A 16,265-nucleotide genomic window follows, 5' to 3' on the forward strand; every position below is an offset into this window, starting at 1 on the left:
ATAGGCTCTTTTTACAAATACGAATCTAGGTTAATAAAACGTTACATTATAAAAATAGTTGCTGAGAAATATTTAGTAGCGTACCTTTAATCTTAACAAGAAAATAAAAATTATGACTAAAAAAATATTAAAAGGATTGGCCATTTTTGTGGGAATTGTCTTTTTATTGTTACTGATACTTCCTTTTGCTTTTAAAGGAAAAATCACCAAAATAGCCAAAGAGCAAATTAACAATAGTGTAAATGCAAAAGTAGATTTTCAAGATTTGTCTATTTCTTTGCTAAGAAGTTTTCCAAACGTTTCGGTAGATTTACAAAATTTGTCTGTAATCAACAATGCACCTTTTGCAGGAGATACTTTAGCGGCTGTAGGACATACGTATATCAATATTGATTTGTCTAGTTTGCTGGGAGATACACCTAAAATTAATAGTATTCAACTTGCAGATGCTTATATAGATGTTAAAGTAAACAAAGATAGCATCGCCAATTATGACATTGCATTGCCGTCAGACACTCAGATAGAAGAAACAACTACAGAAGAGCCTGCTCCATTTTCTTTAGCTATTCAAGAGTATAGTTTTAAAAATATCAATTTAAAATATGCAGATAAAGTAGGGAGTATGAGTGCAAATGTTGTCAACTTTAACCATCAAGGTAAAGGAGATTTGTCTCAAAACAAGTTAGATTTAGATACGCACACAGATGCAGAAGCAATTAGTTTTTTAATGGATGATGTTGCTTATTTAAAAGACTTAAAATTGAACTACGATGCAATTATTGATGTGGATTATGCGAATGATTTAAAGTTGACATTTAAAAACAACATGGCTCAAATAAATGATCTGAATTTGGCTTTTGATGGTGTTTTTACCATGTTAAAAGATGCGTATGATTTGGATTTTACGTTCAAATCTGAAAAATCAGAATTTAAAAGTCTATTGTCTTTAATTCCGAATGCATATACAGCAGATTTTCCAAAAGTACAAACCACAGGGGTTTTGGATTTTAACGGAAAAGTAAAAGGACAGTATTCAGAAACCACCATTCCAACGTTGGATATTGTTTTAAAAACGGACAAAGCAAGTTTGAAATATCCAGATTTGCCAAATAAAATAGAAAATATTGATGTAGATGCACATATTACCAACACAACAGGAGTGATGGATGATGTTGTTGTAGAGGTGAAAAACTTTGGCTTTAAAATAGCAAAAGATGTTTTTTCGGCCAATGCTTTGGTAACAAAACCAATTTCTAATCCAACGGTAAAAGCTACGGTAAATGGACAAATAGACTTGGGGAATTTAAAAAATGCTTATCCGATTCCTCCTTTAGAATATGATTTGAAAGGAATTGTGAAAGCAAGTATTTCTACAGCGTTTGATATGAATGCAATAGAAAAAGAACAATATCAAAAAATAGATAGCAGAGGAGAAATTGTTTTGCAAGGAGTTGCTATTGGATCTGAATATACTCCCAAGCCAATTTTTATTCAAAAAACAGCATTGTTGTTCAATCCTAAAAATGTGACGTTAAAAGAAACTGCCATCACTACGGGAGCTTCAGATGTTCGAATGAAAGGAACCTTAGACAATATATATGGATATGTTTTTTCAAACACAACGTTGAAAGGGAATGTCTCTATAACTTCAAATGTTTTTAAGGTAGATGATTTTTACGAAGCCGATACAACTAAGGTGGTTGCTGAAGTAAAGAAAGAAGAAACTTCATCAAAAGACTCAAAAGAGGTTGTGGAAGAGCAATTTAAAATTCCAGAAAATGTAGAAATGACTGCTAGTGTAGACGCTAAAAAAGTGATTTACGATACTATGGAGTTGACTAATTTTAAAGGAGTTACTACGGTTAAAGACCAGCGAATTACTTTTAAAAACGCAAGTGCGAATGTGTTTCAAGGAGCTATTTCTATAGATGGATTTGTAGATACCAAACCTAATACTACGGAGTATGATTTTGACATGAAATTGAAACAAGTAGATATAGCGAGTGCTTTTAATGGCATGGGAATGTTACAGAAAATTGCACCAATTATTGCAGCTTTTAATGGTCATTTTGATTCTGATTTTGATATCAAAGGAGTTTTGGGTAGTGATTTTATGCCAGATTTATCACAATTAACAGGAGTTGCTTTTACCAATTTGCAAGTGGATAAAATAGATGCTAGCCAGAACAAATTTTTAAGTTTGGCAGAAAGTAAAATGAGCTTTTTGGATTTTGATAAAACAGATTTGAAAGATTTAACAGCTAAAGTTAGTTTTGAAAATAGCAAAGTAAACGTACAGCCTTTTACGCTAAACTACAAAGATATTCCCATTACAATTGGAGGTTCTCATAGTTTTGATAATACAATGGACTACAACTTAACGTTGGATTTGCCAGCCAAGTATTTAGGAAAAGAAGCAAGTAGTTTGGTGAGTAAATTGAGTGGTTCTGACCAAGAAAATATTAGAGTTCCTTTGAGTGTAAAAGTAGGAGGGTCTATTACAAGTCCTACCGTTGTGCCTAATATGAGCAGTGCAATTAGTTCACTGACTAAGGCAACATTGAACAAGCAAAAAGAAAATTTAAAATCGGAAGCTAAAAACAAACTAACAGATTTGTTAGGACTTAAAAAAGAAGAGGCTTCTGACACAACTAAGACAGAAGAAAAATCGTCTGAAGAAAAAGTAAAAGAAGCTGGGAAGAAAATTCTGAATGGTTTGTTTGGGAAATAAAAGAAATGATTTGTTTATTGATAGAAATCCCCTTCATTACGAAGGGGGTTTTTTATGTATGAATAGTTTTTAGTGTGAGAATTTCTTTTGAGACAAAGATGTTTCTTAGAATAGTAAGTTCACCAAATCTTCAATGGTAGAAATTTTCACGACTTCAATATTGCTTTCTTTTTGTGATATTTTACAGAACTTGGAGACAAATATTTTTTCGAAGCCTAGTTTTTCAGCTTCAGACACACGTTGTTCTACTCGGTTGATAGGTCTTATTTCTCCAGCCAAACCAATTTCTGCAGCAAAAGCGTAATTCTGTGGAATAGGCTCATCTTCGTTGCTAGACAAAACAGCAACAACTACAGCCATGTCAATAGCGGGATCGTCTACAGAAATACCTCCTGTAATGTTTAGAAAAACATCTTTGGCACCCAATCTAAATCCAGCTCTTTTTTCCAAAACGGCAAGAATCATGTTCAGTCGTTTCAAATTATAACCAGTAGCGGAACGTTGAGGAGTTCCGTAAACGGCGGTACTTACCAAAGCTTGTACTTCTATCATCAAAGGTCTCATTCCCTCTAAGGTGGCAGCAATAGCAGTTCCGCTCAAATCACCATCTTTTTTAGAAATTAAAATTTCTGACGGATTTTTTACCTCTCTCAATCCTCCACTACGCATTTCAAAAATTCCCAATTCTTGTGTAGATCCAAAACGATTTTTTAGAGCTCTTAAAATTCTATAGGTGTGGTTTCTATCTCCTTCAAATTGCAATACCACATCTACCATGTGTTCCAGTATTTTAGGACCGGCAATGCTTCCTTCTTTGTTGATATGTCCAATAACCAAAACAGGAGTTCCGGTTTCTTTAGCAAATTTGATCAATTCTGTAGTGGTTTCTTTGATTTGTGAAACTGAACCCGCAGAACTTTCTACATAATCAGTGTGTAGTGTTTGGATAGAATCAATCACTAAAATTTCGGGTTGTTCTATTTGTATAGCTTTGAATATTTTTTGGGTATTGGTTTCGGTTAAAATCAAACAATCTTCGTTGAGGTTTTGCACTCGCTCAGCTCTTAGTTTTATTTGAGTTTGACTTTCTTCTCCAGAAACGTACAATACTTTGTATTTCATACTCAAGGCGACTTGTAACATCAAGGTAGATTTACCAATTCCAGGTTCTCCGCCTAGTAAAATAATAGAACCAGGTACAATTCCACCACCAAGAACATTGTTAAGTTCTGTGCTTACGGCATTGTATCGTACTTCGTTTTGAACTTCAATATCTTTTACTTTAAGAGGTAAATTGGCTTTTCTAGGTTTGTCATCTATTTTCCAATCAGCTTTTTCTTCTTTAGAAACGACTTCTTCTACAATGGTATTCCATTCTTTACAAGTTCCGCATTGCCCCATCCATTTGGCATGTTGAGCTCCGCAATTTTGACAAAAATAAGTGGTTTTGGTTTTAGCCATAATGATTTTTAGAAGGAATGATAAATGTAAATCCTTGTGAGCAAATTAACAACAGTTGTGTGCGGTTTATCTGCTCTTGTTAAAAATAGGCAATAAAATAAAAGAAAGTCCTCCTAAAAGAATAACTAACAGAGTCTGAGCAGACCACATAATCCATCCAAAACCAGCACCAATTGTTTCGGGAATGGCGTAAAGTAATAACGTTTTTTGCATAATGTAAGGGTAGCTTCCAATACCTCCGTTGGTTGTAGCATAGCTAAAAGTACCTGCCACAAAACAAATTAGAATAGCGTTGAAACCTAAGTCTTTGGTTTCTGGAAATGCAAAAATAACCACATACAACATTAAAACGTAGGCAAGCCAAATAAATAATGTGTGAGCTATGAAAGCCCACTTTTTTTTCATAGTATAAATGGTAAGCAAACCTTCTTTTAAGCCTATTGAAAAAGATCTTAATTTTACGAAAAAAACATTTTTAGAGTTTTTGATGGCTTTAAGAAATACAAAACATAAAACAGAAAAGCATAAAACGATACCTCCGATCAATAATGGGTTTGGGGGAATTTTGCTTAAAATTAAATTGTAGATAATATCATATTGAGCTAAAAAAGCCAAAAAGATGATGAGTAAATAAACGGCCATATCTGCCAAACGTTCTGCTACAATGGTTCCAAAAGCTTTTTCAAACGGAATATTTTCATACTGATTGATGGTTGTTGCTCTGGCAAATTCACCCGCTCTTGGAATCCCTAAATTCACCAAATAACTAATGGCTACAGCAAAAAATTGATTGTAAAACTTGGGTTGATATCCCATTGGGTCTAAAGTGAATTTCCATCGATAAGCTCTAGAAGCGTGACTCAAAATACCTAGAAAAACAGACAAGACGATCCACCAATAATTTGCATTTGTTAGTGCAAATTTGATTTCAGAAATTTCTGCTTCTGTAAATTTAGATAAGGAGTGCCAAATTAAAAAAATCCCCAAACCAACAGGTAGGATGGTTTTTAACTTCTTTTGAATATTCCCTTTCAATTAGTTAAGCTTGTTGGTTTCTTCGTTAGGAAAAACAATGGAAGGACTAAAGCTTTTTGCTTCTTCAAAATCCATCAAACCGTAAGAGATGATAATGATGATGTCTCCAGGAGCAACACGTCTTGCGGCAGGTCCATTAAGTGTAATTTCACCGCTGTTTTTTTCGCCAGGAATGATGTAAGTTTCCAATCGTTCACCGTTATTCACGTTAACAATAGCTACTTTTTCACCTTCAATCATGTTTGCAGCCTCCATTAATGCTTTATCAATAGTGATACTACCAATATAGTTCAAATCGGCTCCAGTGACCTTTACCCTGTGTATTTTTGATTTTACGACTTCAATTTGCATGGTGCAAAAATAATTATTTATATCTGATTTTTAACTATGAATGCGTATAATTAATAAAGAGCAATGTTGTCTATCAATCGGATGTCTCCTGCAAAGACAGCTATAAACCCCCTATATTTGCTATGGTTGTTAAAAGTAGAAATGCTTTTTAAATCTTCTTCTTTAGCAATAGAAAAGTATTCTAAAACTAAATTAGGATGATTGTTAAATTTATCAACAACCCAATTTTCAAGTTGTTTTGGGGTTGTGTTTTTGGCCATTTCTTTTGCAGCTAATAATGTTTGATGGATAAAAGGAGCTGCTTCTCGGTGTTCTTTGGTCAATCTCATGTTTCTAGAGCTCATTGCCAAACCATCAGGATCTCTGTGTATTGGACAGCCGATAATTTTTACAGGTTGTTTGGTGATGGTGGTTAGCTTTCTGATAATCTGCAATTGTTGAAAATCTTTTTCTCCAAAATAAGCATTGTCAGGAAGTAGTGTTTCAAATAATTTTTTGACAATAGTTCCAACACCATTAAAATGATTGTCACGAAATGCTCCTTCCATAACTTGATCCAATCCATCAAAATTAAAAATTTCAGCTTTCTCATTTTCAGAATACATATCGTTGGCTTCTGGAGTAAAAACCAAATCACAATGCACACTTTCTAGTTTTGCAAGATCTTCTTCTAAAGTTCTTGGGTATTTATCTAAATCATCAGAGTTGTTAAATTGAGTTGGATTTACAAAAATACTTACGACAACCAAGTCGTTTTCCTCTTTGGCTTGTTGAATCAAAGACAAGTGACCTTGATGCAAAGCTCCCATGGTAGGAATCAATCCAATGGTAGTTCCGTTGTTTTTTAAACCAGCGATGTAGTTATTTGCTAATTCTTTGACAGAGAATACTTTCATCTTTTGTTTTTCAGTATAAGCGACTGCAAACTTACTATAAATACCAATATATTGCGTATTTTTTCGTAGTTTTGCAAAATTATATTCAACAACTGAATGATTTATGAAGAATAAGAGAGTTTTATACGTTTCAAGTGAGGTAACTCCCTATACTCCCCAAACAGAAATGTCGGAAATGTCTTTCGAGGCAGCAAAAAAAGCACATCACAAAGGTATACAAACAAGAATATTCATGCCAAGGTTTGGATTGATAAATGAAAGAAGACATCAGTTACATGAAGTAATTAGGCTTTCTGGAATGAACTTGATTATCAATGATATGGATATGCCATTAATCATAAAGGTTGCTTCTATTCCTAAAGAAAGAATGCAGGTTTATTTTATTGACAACGAAGAGTATTTTAAGAGAAAGGCTACGTTTACTGATGAAAATGATGAAATGTTTATTGACAATGATGAGAGAGCTATTTTCTTTGCTAAAGGTGTTGTAGAGACAGTCAAAAAGCTAAACTGGGCACCAGATATCATTCATGTACATGGTTGGATGGCATGTTTATTGCCATTGTATTTGAGAGAGTATTACAAAGATGATGCGTTGTTTGCAAATACAAAAATTGTAACTTCAGTTTATGATAATGAGTTTGAAGGAACTTTAGATGTAAATATGATCAACAAAGTTCGTTATGATGAAATTCCAGAAGATAAATTAACAATATTAGAAAATCCAACGTTTTCTAACATTCTTAAAAGCGCTATTGACAATTCTGATGCTGTAGTAAAAGCAAGTAGATTTGTAAATGATGAATTGGAAGATTATTTAGATGAATTAGAAAAGCCGTTTTTAGATTATCAAACAGAAGATACTTTTGCAGAAGCATATTTAGAGTTTTATTCAGAGAAAGTTTTAAACTAACGAAGTAATAATAATATGATACTTTTTAACAAAAGAATTATAAAAACCATAAGTGCATTAGGTACTGTGGTTTTTTTTATGAGTTGTGCCAATGACGTTCCTGAAACAACAGGAGGTCTTATCAATAATAATGATTTTATAAGAGATACCGCAATATTTGAACCTGTAATAAGCACCAAAGTTGTTGAAAAAGTAAGTACTAGTTCTTTGGGGACCTATTTATTGGGAGATTATACCAATAGCACCTTTGGTAATGTAAAGGCTGGTTTGGTAGGTCAAATAACCCCAGATCTTTTTCCGTTGAAAAGAACAGATAGTGATACTCCAGAAAATGTAGTTACTGATAATGTTGAGGCTCGTTTGGAATTTCCACTAACAATGGTAGTTAAAAGTGATGATTCTGAGGCGTTTGAAATTGCTAATTTCTTAGGAGATTATGCTTCTGAGATGACATTGACCGTAAGTACGTTTACTACTTTTTTAGAAAGATACAATGCAGATGGTTCTTCAAGAATCTATTACTCTGATGGGACAAATAATGCAGGGAGTAAAGAAGATTTAGGTGGTGAAACGGTATTGGGGACTGTGTCTGGAATTACATTTAAAGAATCTTACACTGTATTAGATACTTTGAAGATTCCTTTGAATTCTGATTCGTTTGATTTTAAAACTGATTTTTTAGATAAATTAGACGATTTGGAAGAAGAAATATCGACTAATGAAGCTATGAAGAGTTTTTTCAAAGGGTTAAAAATAACAGCTACCAATACAGGAAATGGTTTTGTATTGCCTTTTGATTTGTCTAAAGGAAAGCTAAGAATAGATTATACCAATAAGGAAGGAGATGAAGAAGAGGAGAAAGATTCTTTATTTTTCAATTTCAATTACGGAGCTTTATACAATTTGTACACAGATAATCAAGGCTATTTAAATGAACCAAATAAGGCTTATGTACAAGGGGCTGGAGGTTATGAAATGTCTATGGATTTGAATAGTTTTATTCAGGCTCAAGGCATAGATGATGAAAGATTTATCAATCAGGTAACATTGAAGATTTATGTAGATAATGTTGATGATAAAACATTGACTGATTTTTATATTTATGGAGTAGATAGTGACGGTGAGGCTGTTGCAATAAGTGATTATTCGTTTTTTGGTTCTGGAGCGGTAGATGGTGTTTTAAGATACGATGATACTGAAAATGAAACGGATCCTTATGTTAGATTTTTTATCACGGACTTGATCAAATCGGCTTTGGCAGATGGTGAAATCAATGAACTAAGAATTAAAGCTAGAGAAGGTGCAGAATCTAGCGTTGTAGATTTAAGATCTACAACTGCAAAGGGAGCTGTTTTTATTACGGATGTTGCTTCTGAAAAAGCTCCAAAACTTGAGATGATATTCTCTAAAATGGGTGAATAATCAATTAGAGATACTTAGAGAAATAAGTAAAAACCCCTAAATCATAATTTTATGATTTAGGGGTTTTTTTAGAGGTAGATAAAAAAGGATTGCATTAGACAACCCAATCAAAAGCTTCTGTAATTTCTTTGTAAATAACTTCTCCTTGAGAAATGTTCAAACCTTTTTGGAGTCCTGGGTCTAAATCAAGTGCTTTTTTCCAGCCCATGTTTGCTATTTTAATTGCGTATCCTGTGGTTACATTTGTCAAAGCCAATGTAGAAGTGTAGGGTACTGCTCCTGGCATATTTGCTACTGAGTAATGAACTACATCGTCAATAATATAGATAGGGTCTTCATGCGTTGTGGGTCTTGTTGTTTCAACACATCCTCCTTGGTCTACGGCAACATCAACTATCACAGCACCAGGTTTCATGGTTTTCAACATGTCTCGGGTAATTAAATTAGGGGCTTTTTTTCCTTTTAATAAAACACCTCCAATAATCAAATCGTGAGTTTTTACATTGGTTCTAATGTTGTATTCGTTGGAAAATTCTGTTACACAATTGCTCGGTAATATATCATTTACATAACGCAAACGTTTCATGTCTATGTCCATAATGGTTACCTGAGCTCCAAGACCAGAAGCCATTTTAGCGGCTTGTACTCCTACAACTCCAGCACCTAAAATCAATACTTTCCCCGGAGAAACACCAGGTACGCCTCCTAATAAAAGGCCACGACCTTTTACGGGTTTTTCTAAATATTTTGCTCCTTGTTGTATGGACATTCTTCCAGCAACTTCAGACATAGGTGTTAATAGTGGCAAACCACCGTCTTTGTCTTCAACGGTTTCGTAGGCTATACAAATAGCACCGCTTTTTATCATGGCTTTGGTTAGTGCTTCGCTAGATGCAAAATGAAAATACGTAAATACAATTTGTCCTTTTTGAATTAGATTGTATTCAGATTCAATAGGTTCTTTCACTTTTACAATCATTTCTGCTATTTTATAAACTTCTTCAATAGTTTTTAAAATGGTTGCTCCGGCAGTTGTATACGCTTCATCTGAAAAACCACTATTGTCTCCAGCGGTTGTCTGTACAAATACTTGGTGGTTGTTTTTTACAAGTTCAAAAACTCCACTTGGAGTCATTCCAACACGACTTTCGTTGTTTTTAATTTCTTTTGGGATTCCTATTTTCATGGTAAAGAATTTTATAAAATAATATTGATGAACCTGAGTGTATAATCTCAAAACGTAGCTCTTTCAAATTTCCAACAAATAGTTGTGATATAAAACCAAATATTATGAAAAATGTAGTGTGGTGGATTAAAATTGCGAATATGGTATTTCTATGCTGATTTATTACGGCATAATTATAAATATGTGAATGAAGTGTGGGTATTGATAAAGAAAGCTTGTTTTGGTTATGTCGGTGTCTGTGAGTGTTTTAGGGTGTTTTTCTCTTTTAGACTAAAGAACTGTTTTTTCAACATCTTTTGGGTGTTGAAATGTCATGTGGCTTTGACGGTAAGAATGCTAAAGCTGTAAATAATTTGATGAAAAGTTATAGGTTTTTCTGTTAGTTGTGGGTTGGGAGTCAAGTAGATTGTCTGTAGTCTAATTATTGTATCGTCCTGAGATAGCGTTACGTATTGGTAAATAAAAAAGTCGTCTAAAATTACATTAGACGACTTTTTTATGAATTAAGCTTTTGGCTCTTCATGTTTGTGGTTTCTTTCTCTTCTAGAATCACCTTTCTTTTTGTCACCATGTTTCATTGCTATTTGTTTTCTTTTCTCTCCATGTTTTTTGTGCATTTTTTTCCATGTTACATATTGTTCTTTGTCCAAAATATTTTTCATTTTGTTTTGCAAAGTTTCCTGCTCTTCTAGGTGAGCCATGGCCATTTTAAATTTATCATCACTAGAAAGTATCTTTCTTTTTGATTTGTGATCACCTTTTTTAGATTTAAATTCGGCTTTTCTTGCTTCCATTTTACTTGCTTTTTCAACAACAATAGGAGTAATTTTAGCTACTTGTTTAGGAGTTAAGTCTAAATCAATCGTCATTTTTTTAATAATCAATTGAGTTTTCTGCTCAGTAGTAAATTCAGTTTTTGGATGCTGTTTTTTCTGAGAAAAAGCAGTGATCGAAATAAATAATACGGCTAATAAAAGTATTTTTTTCATGATATAAGATTTTATAATTACTAGTACTTTGACCTTAAGTTTTTAAAATAGTTTTGAAACTTCTTAAGTTTTTTGTCATTATCAATAAGTACTGTTTTCTTGTTAGGGCTTACAATTCACTTTTTCCCCGTATCTTTGCGCTATGGAACAAGAGTTAAGACTATCAAGCTGGTTGCCAACCACTAAGAAAGAATGTAAGATTAGAGGTTGGGATGAATTGGATGTAATTCTATTTAGTGGAGATGCCTACGTAGATCATCCATCATTTGGGCCTGCAGTAATTGGTCGTTTGTTAGAGAGTTATGGTTTGCGTGTTGCTATCGTTCCGCAACCAAGTGTTACAGATAATTTACAGGATTTTGAAAAGCTAGGAAAACCAAGATTGTTTTTTGGGGTAACTTCTGGGGTGATGGATTCTATGGTAAGTAATTACACGGCTAGCAAACGAAGAAGAGACAAAGATGCGTATACTCCTAATGGAGATATAGGCTTTAGACCTGATTACGCCACTACTGTTTATTCTAAAATATTAAAAGAAAAGTACCCTGATACTCCAGTTTTAATTGGAGGGATTGAAGCTTCGTTAAGACGTGTTACGCATTATGATTTTTGGTCTGATGCTTTAAAACCAAGTATTTTGGCTGAATCTGGGGCTGATATTTTGGTGTATGGAATGGGAGAGCAACCTTTGAAAGAGATTGTGACCTTAATGCAAAAAGGAGTTCCGTTTAGTTCTTTAAGAACCATTAAGCAAACGGCTTATTTGCAACCTAAAGAAGAACTCTTACAGAAAAACAAGAATTGGGTAGATAAAAGATTAAGCTCTCATGAAGATTGTCTGGCAGATAAAAAAACATTTGCGGCTAATTTTAAAGTGGTAGAGCAAGAGTCTAATAAGACTTATGGAGGTAGAATTTTACAAGATATTGGTGATGAGCTTTTGGTGATCAACCCGCCTTATCCAACCATGTTGGAAAAAGAAATAGATGCTTCTTTTGATTTGCCTTACACACGTTTGCCACATCCTAAATACAACAAGCGTGGACCGATTCCGGCGTTTGAAATGATCAAGTTTTCAATCAACACACATAGAGGTTGTTTTGGAGGGTGTAGTTTTTGTACCATTTCGGCACATCAAGGAAAGTTTATTGCAAGTAGAAGCAAAGAGTCTATTTTAAAAGAAGTAGATCAGGTAGCTAACATGTCAGATTTTAAAGGGTATTTGTCAGATATTGGAGGGCCATCGGCCAACATGTATCAAATGAAAGGAAAAGTACAGGAAATTTGCGACAAATGTGTGGCTCCTTCTTGTATCAATCCAGTGATTTGTTCAAATTTAGATACCTCTCATGCTGCTATGACAGATTTGTATCAATCGGTAGATAAGCATCCTAAAGTAAAAAAATCATTTATTGGTTCTGGAATTCGATACGATATGTTGGTGCCGGATTTTAATAAAAATGCGGATCCAAAAGAATTGGAGGCTTATACAGAAGAGGTGATTACACATCACGTGTCGGGTCGTTTAAAAGTAGCACCAGAACATACTTCGGACAAAGTTTTAAAATTGATGCGTAAACCATCGTTCTCAAACTTTCATGATTTTAAAAAGATATTTGATAAAATCAATTTAAGAAAGAAATTAAATTTACAGTTGATTCCTTATTTCATTTCAAGTCATCCACAGTCTGAATTGGAAGACATGGCAAATATGGCCGCAGAAACTAAAGATATGGGATTCCAATTAGAGCAAGTTCAAGGATTTACTCCTACTCCAATGACGGTAGCTACGGTTATTTATTACAGTGGTTATCACCCGTATACATTGGAAAAAATGGATACTCCAAAAACAGCCAAGGAAAAAGAAGAACAACATCGTTTCTTTTTCTGGTATAAAAAAGAAAATCAAGCTTGGATTCGAAATTCTTTGACAAAAATTGGAAGACAAGATTTGATTAGGAAATTATTACCAGATGGAAAATTTAAAAATGCACCTAAAAATTTCAAAGCTAAAAATACTTTTGATGATGCTGTAGATGTTCCTAAAGGGATTAAAAATAATAAATCTAAGCCTACTAGAGGAAAACGAAATCAAGATGGTTTTGTTAGTGTGCTAGGTGATAAAGATAAAAAGACAAATGTACCACCACAAAAACGCAAACCAAAAAGAAGAAGGCGATAAAAAAAAACTCGTAAATTTTTTACGAGTTTTTTAAAATCAAATTAAACCTTTTTAGACTTTGTTTGTCTTATTAAGGATTACAGTTTTTTGGTTAACTATTGTAGTTTTTTAATCATTGTTTTTGGTAATGATAACGATTAAAATTTGGTTAGTTTAAAGCTCTTAACAGATATGTTAAGAGCTTTTTTATTTTAATACTACCAATCGTAAAGCTAATGTAAAAAGTTTATTTTTGAAATTCAAAATAACTTTTTACTATGAAAAAAAATTATTTCTTTTTTTTACTATTTATTTCTGTGTTTGCAAATGCTCAGAAAAACGATGTTAGTGTGGATCTTTCAAGTCCCTACAAAACAATTTTTACACATCTTTATTTTTTACAGCCAGAGAGTTATGATCAGCAAAAAGCGGCGACAGCTATTTATGGTGAAACAACCAAAAAATCTGAGGAAATTGCGATAAAAATCAAACAAGTCTTGGATGGAAAAGGTCTAAAGGTAGATATGAAGTCACTACCTGTAGATGCTAATTATAAGGATACTATTACGGGATTTAATGAGAAATACCAGTATGTATTATTTCCAAAGGTAATGCCAGAAATCTATTTAGAAAAAATAGGAAACAAGTGGTATTACAGTCCAGAGACAAATGAAAAAATTTTTAGTTTATATAACAATGTGTATCCAGCAGGAACAGATTTTATCAAAAGGATTATTCCAAAAGTGGGGCATAAATCTTTTTTAGGTTTGGAGCTTTGGCAGTATTTGGGAATCATAATTTTTATAGTTGCCTGTTTCTTTCTGTTTGTTGTATTTAATAAGGTTGTTTTTTTTGTACTCCAGCGATTAGAAGGTTTTTTTATTAGGTTTTCACATAATTCTTTTAGCAAAATTTTTGACAAATTGGCAAGGCCGTCGTCTTTGTTGATTGTGTTTTATTTGATAGAAATTTACATTCCTATCTTGTTGTTAGATATTGATGTCAATTCATTTTTGATCAAGGGTTTAGAAATTGGTCGAATTGTTCTTTGGGTATATGTATTTTTAGAAATAGTAAGTGTTCTGATAGAGTTTTTTGTTTCTTATACTTCTAAAACAGACAGTAAATTAGACGATCAATTAGCTCCTATTCTGAGTAGATTGTTAAAAGCGTTGGTGGTGTTTTTTGGAGCTTTAAAAATGTTGACGGTTTTTGGGGTGAATACAACTACAGTTTTGGCTGGGGCATCTATTGGAGGTCTGGCTTTTGCGCTGGCATCTCAAGATACGGTTAAGAATTTGATAGGTACGTTTATGATTTTTTTAGACAAGCCTTTCCAGATTGGTGATTGGATTGAAGGAGGTGGTGTAGAGGGAACAGTAGAAGAAGTAGGTTTTAGGTCTACTAGAGTAAGAGCTGTAGACACATCTGTTTTTAGTATTCCCAACAGCAAATTGTCAGAAATAGTTATCAATAACAAAGGTTTGAGACAATATAGAAGATATCAGACCAAGTTGGGTCTAAGATACGATACGCCACCAGCGTTGATTGAGGCTTTTGTTTTAGGAGTCCGAAGATTGATTGAGATTCATCCAGAAACATTGACCAAGTCTTACAATGTAGAATTTGTGGGTTTTGGAGATTCTGCCTTAGAGGTGTTGGTCAATACCTATTTTATATCTCTAGAATGGGGAGTAGAACAATCGTCAAAACATAGGTTACATATCGCAATTATAAAATTGGCGGCTGAATTGGGTGTAGACTTTGCATTCCCATCTCAAACAGTGATGATTGAGCAGTTTCCAAATGGTGGAACAGTGGATTTGAAATACAACACGGATCAGGGTAGAATAGATGGTATTCTTAGTGATTTGGAGTCTAGTTTTAATAAATAGCAATTTTTTTATTCATTCTTTGCGATTCTAATAAAAAATATACTTATATTTGATATTATTGAAATAAAGATAGATTTTGTTTTGTTAAAAGTCATTGTTTCATAATTAATTGATTTAATTATATTCATGTTGATTATTTCTTCGCTGTCAAGCTGGTTACTTGACAGCGATTTTTTTTGAAATTAATTTGAGGAATCCTGTAAATATTTTCTGTAGTTTGATTTATAGTTGTACTTTTGCGTCCTGATTTTTAATAATAATCATGTATCAAGTAGTTCACATAGTATTCTCATACATAGCAAGTAATACAACTTGTAGTGGTGCTTTGGTGTTTGTTCGTAGGCGACGAATTAGCGAATAGCCTGTTGTTACAGGGTATTCAAAATTTTTAATTCTAAACAATCAAATACGAAAAAAAACTTTTAAAACACCAACATGAAAATTGTAACTGCTAACAAATCACACTTTAAATACGCGGACATTATTTGCGATACTATTGAGACTTCTGCAAGAGTAAGAGGAACAGGTATTGCTAAAAGAACTCCAGAGTATATTAAGAAAAAATTGGAAAGTGGAGATGCGGTTATTGCCCTTGATGGAATTAAATTTGCAGGTTTTTGTTATATTGAGACTTGGGAAAATAAATCTTACGTAGTACACTCAGGTTTGATTGTACATCCCGATTACAGAAATCAAGGATTGGCAAAAAGAATAAAGTCTAAAGTATTCGATCATTCTAAAGAAAAATATCCAGATGCTAAAATTTTTGGAATTACGACTGGTTTGGCTGTAATGAAAATAAACTACGAGTTAGGATATAAGCCAGTTACTTTTTCGGAGCTTACCAGAGATGAGGCTTTTTGGAATGGGTGTAGGTCTTGCAAAAACTTTGATATTTTAGAACGCAACGAACGCAAAATGTGTTTGTGTACGGGTATGTTACACGATCCAAAAGAGGTTGAGCGTAAAGCGGCCAAAGAGCCTAGTTGGGAGTTCAAGGTGAAATTATCCAAACTAAAAGATAAAATCTTTAGTAAAAAATCTTAATTGTTGTTTAAAAAAACGAATCCTACTCAGGATTGGTGTTTTCATAGGTTAATTTTTAATGTTTCATTCACATTCCGTATTTTTGCGGACTGAATATTAAATCATTACTGTTTAAAGGAAAGTGGTCATTGAGTATAGTCAAAATGAATAGTTCTAGACTACGCTCAAATACCTTTTA

At 33.3% G+C, this 16,265-nt stretch carries 12 protein-coding genes; 6 read left to right on the top strand and 6 right to left on the bottom strand.

The annotated features are described in order from the left end of the window. Positions 1-112: 112 nt before the first annotated feature. Complete coding sequence (locus tag Q4548_RS02955) at positions 113-2,731, top strand: AsmA-like C-terminal region-containing protein (RefSeq protein WP_303451300.1); 2,619 nt, start codon at positions 113-115, stop codon at positions 2,729-2,731. Between the two features lie 105 nt (positions 2,732-2,836). Here Q4548_RS02955 and radA read toward each other — a convergent pair whose 3' ends face one another. The 4 genes from radA to panC form a co-directional block, all read right to left on the bottom strand. Further along, the gene (gene radA, locus Q4548_RS02960; RefSeq protein ID WP_303451302.1) at positions 2,837-4,192 is read right to left on the bottom strand and encodes a DNA repair protein RadA; all 1,356 of its coding nucleotides are present in this window, start codon (positions 4,190-4,192) and stop codon (positions 2,837-2,839) included. 66 nt (positions 4,193-4,258) lie between these two features. After that, positions 4,259-5,227 (bottom strand): lysylphosphatidylglycerol synthase transmembrane domain-containing protein, encoded by a 969-nt coding sequence (locus tag Q4548_RS02965; RefSeq protein ID WP_303451304.1) that lies wholly within the window; start codon positions 5,225-5,227, stop codon positions 4,259-4,261. Beyond that, the gene (panD, locus tag Q4548_RS02970; protein WP_303451306.1) at positions 5,228-5,578 is read right to left on the bottom strand and encodes an aspartate 1-decarboxylase; all 351 of its coding nucleotides are present in this window, start codon (positions 5,576-5,578) and stop codon (positions 5,228-5,230) included. Between the two features lie 50 nt (positions 5,579-5,628). Beyond that, positions 5,629-6,474 carry a pantoate--beta-alanine ligase gene (gene panC, locus Q4548_RS02975; protein WP_303451308.1) on the bottom strand — a complete coding sequence of 282 codons (846 nt, stop codon included), beginning with the start codon at positions 6,472-6,474 and terminating at the stop codon, positions 5,629-5,631. Positions 6,475-6,577: 103 nt separating this feature from the next. Here panC and Q4548_RS02980 point away from each other — a divergent pair, with 103 nt between their 5' ends. Together Q4548_RS02980 and Q4548_RS02985 are read left to right on the top strand one after the other, a co-directional pair. Continuing rightward, positions 6,578-7,387 carry a glycogen/starch synthase gene (locus Q4548_RS02980; RefSeq protein WP_303451310.1) on the top strand — a complete coding sequence of 270 codons (810 nt, stop codon included), beginning with the start codon at positions 6,578-6,580 and terminating at the stop codon, positions 7,385-7,387. Positions 7,388-7,402: 15 nt separating this feature from the next. Continuing rightward, positions 7,403-8,809, top strand: coding sequence for a DUF4270 family protein (locus Q4548_RS02985; RefSeq protein ID WP_303451312.1), 1,407 nt, complete (start codon positions 7,403-7,405; stop codon positions 8,807-8,809). 94 nt (positions 8,810-8,903) lie between these two features. Here Q4548_RS02985 and ald read toward each other — a convergent pair whose 3' ends face one another. Continuing rightward, a complete protein-coding gene (ald, locus tag Q4548_RS02990) occupies positions 8,904-9,995 on the bottom strand; it encodes an alanine dehydrogenase (protein ID WP_303451315.1) in 1,092 nt (363 codons plus the stop codon). 503 nt (positions 9,996-10,498) lie between these two features. Beyond that, positions 10,499-10,984: a hypothetical protein gene (locus tag Q4548_RS02995; protein ID WP_303451318.1), complete on the bottom strand. Its 486-nt coding sequence runs from the start codon at positions 10,982-10,984 to the stop codon at positions 10,499-10,501. A 142-nt stretch (positions 10,985-11,126) separates the two neighbouring features. Here Q4548_RS02995 and Q4548_RS03000 point away from each other — a divergent pair, with 142 nt between their 5' ends. The 3 genes from Q4548_RS03000 (at position 11,127) to Q4548_RS03010 (ending at position 16,087) form a co-directional block, all read left to right on the top strand. Then, positions 11,127-13,166 carry a YgiQ family radical SAM protein gene (locus Q4548_RS03000; RefSeq protein ID WP_303451321.1) on the top strand — a complete coding sequence of 680 codons (2,040 nt, stop codon included), beginning with the start codon at positions 11,127-11,129 and terminating at the stop codon, positions 13,164-13,166. Positions 13,167-13,423: 257 nt separating this feature from the next. Next, positions 13,424-15,040, top strand: a complete 1,617-nt coding sequence (locus tag Q4548_RS03005) for a mechanosensitive ion channel family protein (protein ID WP_303451324.1) — start codon at positions 13,424-13,426, stop codon at positions 15,038-15,040. 435 nt (positions 15,041-15,475) lie between these two features. Then, complete coding sequence (locus tag Q4548_RS03010) at positions 15,476-16,087, top strand: GNAT family N-acetyltransferase (RefSeq protein ID WP_303451327.1); 612 nt, start codon at positions 15,476-15,478, stop codon at positions 16,085-16,087. The last annotated feature ends 178 nt before the right edge of the window (positions 16,088-16,265 follow it).

The organism is Wenyingzhuangia sp. 2_MG-2023, from assembly GCF_030548295.1.
Lineage (GTDB): Bacteria > Bacteroidota > Bacteroidia > Flavobacteriales > Flavobacteriaceae > Wenyingzhuangia.